Origin of the sequence: Nocardioides sp. 31GB23 (genome assembly GCF_040012395.1) — a bacterium.
GTDB classification, from domain to species: domain Bacteria; phylum Actinomycetota; class Actinomycetes; order Propionibacteriales; family Nocardioidaceae; genus Nocardioides; species Nocardioides salarius.
On the sequence record NZ_JBDYKJ010000125.1, the window covers coordinates 1 to 4,274 of the forward strand.

Consider the following 4,274-nt stretch of genomic DNA (forward strand, 5'->3'; position numbering starts at 1 on the left):
GCGGGAGTGGGGGCGGGAGTGGGGGCGAGGATGACAAGAAGGACCTTGACGGCGTACCCGGCCGAGAGAGCGGCCGCGAGCAGGCCGACGGCGTAGAGCGCGCCGGACTCATGCAAGGCGCCGGCCAGGACGGTGTCCTTGGTCACCCACAACGACAGCGGCGCGATCCCTGCAAGGGAGAGCAGGCCGACCACCGCTACCGCGCCCAGGCCCGGCCAACGTCGACCCACACCGACCAGCCGGTCGAGTTGCTTGGTGCCGAGCGCGGTCAGCCAAGTACCAGCGAGCAGGAACAGCAACGCCTTGGTAGCCGCGTGGGCCACGAAGTGGGAGGCACCGCCACCGATGGCGCCCACGCCGGCAGCGAGGACAACGAACCCGAGCTGCGCTGCGGTCGAGGCGGCCAACAGCTGCTTCAAGTCCGACTGCAGCAGGGCGACCACGCCCATCAACACAGCGGTGAGCGCTCCCGCCCACGCCACCGTTGTTGCGGCCCAGCCGGTGATCTGCAGCAGATCGGAGACGCGCAACAGCAGGTAGCCCCCCATCGCCACCATGGCCGCGGAGTGCAGCAGGGCGCTGACGGCGCTGGGCCCGGCCATCGCGCGGGCCAGCCAGAACGAGAACGGCAGCTGCGCGGCCTTTCCCAGGGCCGCGGCAACGATGCCCGCGGCGATCACGTTGCGCCAGCCGTCCGAGGCCTGCGTCAACTGCCCCAGGCCCAGGCCGGCTCCCCCCGCTAGTGCAGCTCCCGCGGCGACGTACAGACCGATGTCGGCGGCCCGGGTCGTCAAGAACGCGACCATCCCTGCCTCGCCGGTGCTCGGGTCTCGCCAGCGGAAACCGATCAACGCATACGAGGTGGCGCCCATGACCTCCCAGGCGATCAGGAGGGTCAGCAGGTTCTCGGCAGCAGCCGTGATCACCACCGCGCTGAGGAACAGCAACATCAGCCCGTGGAAACGGGCAGTGGAGTCGGTGACATCGCCGGTGGCGAAGATCAGCACCAGCACGGTGACCACGGCGACCGTCACCAGCACGACCGCGGACAGGGTGTCGACGCCGAGAGCGAACCGCGAGACCTGCAGGAAGGGAGCACTCACCGAGGGGCGCTCCACAGAGACGAGCACGGCCAGGACCGCCGCAACGAGCGCGGTGAGCAAGCTGGCGACTTGCGCGACCCGACGGCCCGGCATCACCCCACACAGGGTGGCGCCGACGACGGCCGGGCCGAGCGCCAGCAGCCACAGTGCAGCCTCGGGCAGTCCGCCGGACGGGGCTGTCGTGGCCGCGACGGATGGTAGGGACGCGGAGAAGAAGGGGGCGTTCATCGCGACAGGTCACCCGCCATGTCGGTCATGTCAGTGCCGCCGTGTCGGTTCAAGGTGATCGCGACCGCGAACCCCATCGCCATCTCCACCGTCATGGCGGCGATCACGACCAGCAGGAGCACCTGCCCGGTCGGGTCTGGGGCCAGGAACCACCAGATCGCGCCGGCGGCCAGGATGACGGCGTTGAGCATCAGCTCCAGCCCCATCATCACCATCACCACGACCTGTTGCGACAACGCGCCGTACAGCCCGACACCGAACAGCGCCGATGCCACGATCAAGACCGCCTCGAGACTCACTTCGTCTCTCCCGTCTCGGGTGCCTCGCCCGGGTCGTGCCCCATGCGCCCGAGGTGCCCCATGTGCCCGGCGTGCCCGGCGTGCCCCGTGTGCCCGCTGTCGTGGCCGCTGTCCTCCGTGCCCTCATTGGTCCGAGTGGGGTGCTCGGCAGCTGCGTGACCGGTTGCGTGACCGGCTGGCCGGGCGGTCTCGGCTGACTCGGCTGACTTGGGTGAGGGGCGCGTGCTGCGGCCGACGCCACCGGGTTGCGGGTCGATGGCCGGGCCTGCGAGGTCGTCGCCGAGGCGGTCGTAGCGGGTGCGGTGCGCGGCCAGGGAGACTCCGGCGACGATCGTGGCGAGCATGACCGGACTGATGGTCAGCATGGCGAGCATCTTCGAGCCCATCAGAGCCTCGCCGAGCTCGCGGGTTACGTCGGCACCTGGGGAGCCGGCGCGATCGGGCCACGGGATCAGCAGGGCTCCGCCGGCCAGGACGACGAAGCTGCCGAGCCCGGCGGTGATGGCGGTGCGGTGGCCGTGCACCATGCTCATCGGCATCAGGGCCGGGTTCATGCCCATGAACATGATCATGTAGACGGCCATGACTGCCATCTCCATCACCATCATCAACACCACGATGACGCCGATGTAGTCGAGGTCGAAGAGCAGCAGCGCTAGCCCGACCGCGACGAACGAGATCGCCAGGGCGTAGGTGGCGCGGGCCATGGAGTCCACCCGGAACACCGCGATCCCCGCGACCACCGAGATCACGCCGAGAACCCAGAACAGCACGTCGTCTACCACTGCGGCCTCCCCCTCAGCCTTGGACCACGACGAGAGACACGACCAGGAGCTGGGCCAGTACCAGCGGCACCATCAGCACCCATCCCACCTCGGCCAGCTTGTCGGGGCGGATCGCCGGAAGGCGTCGAGCGATGACCACCAGGGCGGCGACGAGAACGACGGTCTTGACAAGGACCCAGGCCCACGGCGCCAGCAGCGGCCCCGAGCCGCCACCGAGGAACATCGGAACCGCGAAGGCGGATCCGGCCACCAGCAACGCGTAACGCCCAGCCTGCAGAAGCAACCGGTCGACACCGGAGGACTCGGCCAGCACCCCGCCCGCGATGTCCGCGCCGGCCGCGGTCGACAGCGGTCCCCAGACCGAGAAGCCGACTACCGAAGCGCAGTAGACCACGAACGCCACCGGCATCCATGCCACGAACCAGATCTCGTCTTGGGCGTCGGCCACTTGCGTCACGTTCAGACTTCCCGCGGCGACGGCGGGAGCGGTGAGCGCGAACATCAACGGCAGTTCGTAAGCCAGTGCCTGACCCAGGAACCGGAAGCCGCCGATCAGCGCGTAGGTGGAGTTCGGACCCCATCCGGCCAGCCACACCAGCGCCCACACCATGACGTCCATGGCGTTGAACCACACCACCCCGATCGACAGGTCGCTCAGAGTCCAATCACCCAAGGGCACGACGGCCACCATCAGCAGCGCCACGACGACCAGGCCGGCGCCGCCCACGCGCCACAACGGCACGTCAGCTGAGACCAACGTCCGGCGCCGTTGGCGCAGCAACCTCGCCACGTCCACGAATGGGCGGCGCAGACCTTCGCCGACACGGCCCCCGGTCTGGCTGGCCTCCAGCGCGCCGTTCAGGCACGCCGCACCCAGTGCCACGGCTGCCACCAAGAAGGCGGCCACCAACGCCCACGCAGGACTGACAACGACCGCACCGCCCATCTCAGACATCTCAGACATGACCGCTCCCGAGTGAAGACGCTGGCACGGCGAGCACGGGTGATAGGCCGACGACGCTGGCGATGGCCAGCCGAACCGACGCGACCTCAAGGCCGGTCAGCAGCGACGGCAGCACCTGACCCAGGTCCGTCATCGTGCGGGCTGTGTCAGGTTCGGTCGACGGGGCGGCGTGCGCTGCGGTCCCCACGTCCGGGTTTGATTCTGCGGCTGCTAGGTCGGCCTCGGCGAGCTCGACGATCTTGAGCATTCGGGTGTACACGTCTCCGGCCAGCAGGCCGGTCGCGGCCACGGGGGCAAGGTCGATCAGCGACCACCGCAGCAGGCGGGAGCGCTGCAGCACACGTCCAAGCTGCTCGACCGTTCGCTTCGTTAGCGCCTCCTCTGTGGAGACGACGAGGACAGCGTTGCGAGCGCGGCGCGCCAGGGTCGCGTGCCGTGGCGATCCGGCCAACGCCAGCAGGCTCGTGAGCGCGTCGAGCCGAGCAGCCGCGGACAGGCGCGACAGGCTCAGACCGTGTGGGTGATCCCCGCTGGTTGTTCCGGTTTCGATGCTCACGCGATCGGTGACGACGTCGAAGACGGCAGTGACCACGTCGCCCTGCAACGTGAGCCCCACCGTGAGGTTGGAGGGCCAATAGGAGAGCACCGGCCCCAGCCGTAGATGCAAGACATCCATCGCGAGGCCGTCGCGATCCTCACCGCCAGAAGCCAACGCGATGCCTCCGGGACTCATGTCACCGTGGCCGCGATGACCCCGGTGGCCGGCGTGCTCGTCGTGGCCAGCGTGCTCGTCGTGGCCAGCGTGCTCGTCGTGGCCAGCGTGCTCGTCGTGGCCAGCGTGCTCGTCGTGACCGGCGTGCTCGTCGTGGCCAGCGTGCTCGTCGTGACCGGCGTG

General features: G+C 69.3%; 5 protein-coding genes. All 5 read right to left on the minus strand.

From position 1 onward, the window contains the following. The coding region (locus tag ABKW28_RS22525; protein ID WP_348613489.1) for a proton-conducting transporter membrane subunit at positions 1 to 1,331 on the minus strand (1,331 nt) is incomplete at its 3' end. Beyond that, complete coding sequence (locus ABKW28_RS22530; protein WP_348613491.1) at positions 1,328 to 1,630, minus strand: NADH-quinone oxidoreductase subunit K; 303 nt, start codon at positions 1,628 to 1,630, stop codon at positions 1,328 to 1,330. The genes ABKW28_RS22530 and ABKW28_RS22525, both read right to left, overlap by 4 nt. After that, entirely contained in the window at positions 1,627 to 2,403 is a 777-nt protein-coding gene (locus ABKW28_RS22535; RefSeq protein ID WP_348613493.1) for an NADH-quinone oxidoreductase subunit J, read from the minus strand. The genes ABKW28_RS22530 and ABKW28_RS22535 overlap by 4 nt, the downstream gene beginning before the upstream one ends. A gap of 25 nt (positions 2,404 to 2,428) precedes the next feature. Further along, positions 2,429 to 3,379: an NADH-quinone oxidoreductase subunit H gene (locus ABKW28_RS22540; protein ID WP_348613495.1), complete on the minus strand. Its 951-nt coding sequence runs from the start codon at positions 3,377 to 3,379 to the stop codon at positions 2,429 to 2,431. Further along, positions 3,372 to 4,112, minus strand: a complete 741-nt coding sequence (locus ABKW28_RS22545) for a hypothetical protein (RefSeq protein ID WP_348613497.1) — start codon at positions 4,110 to 4,112, stop codon at positions 3,372 to 3,374. The genes ABKW28_RS22540 and ABKW28_RS22545 overlap by 8 nt, the downstream gene beginning before the upstream one ends. Between the last annotated feature and the right edge of the window lie 162 nt (positions 4,113 to 4,274).

Excerpts from the sequence above, each read along its gene's own strand:
- ABKW28_RS22540 (WP_348613495.1), bottom strand. The coding sequence starts at position 3,379 with ATGTCTGAGATGTCTGAGATGGGCGGTGCGGTCGTTGTCAGTCCTGCG.
- ABKW28_RS22545 (WP_348613497.1), bottom strand. The coding sequence starts at position 4,112 with ATGAGTCCCGGAGGCATCGCGTTGGCTTCTGGCGGTGAGGATCGCGAC.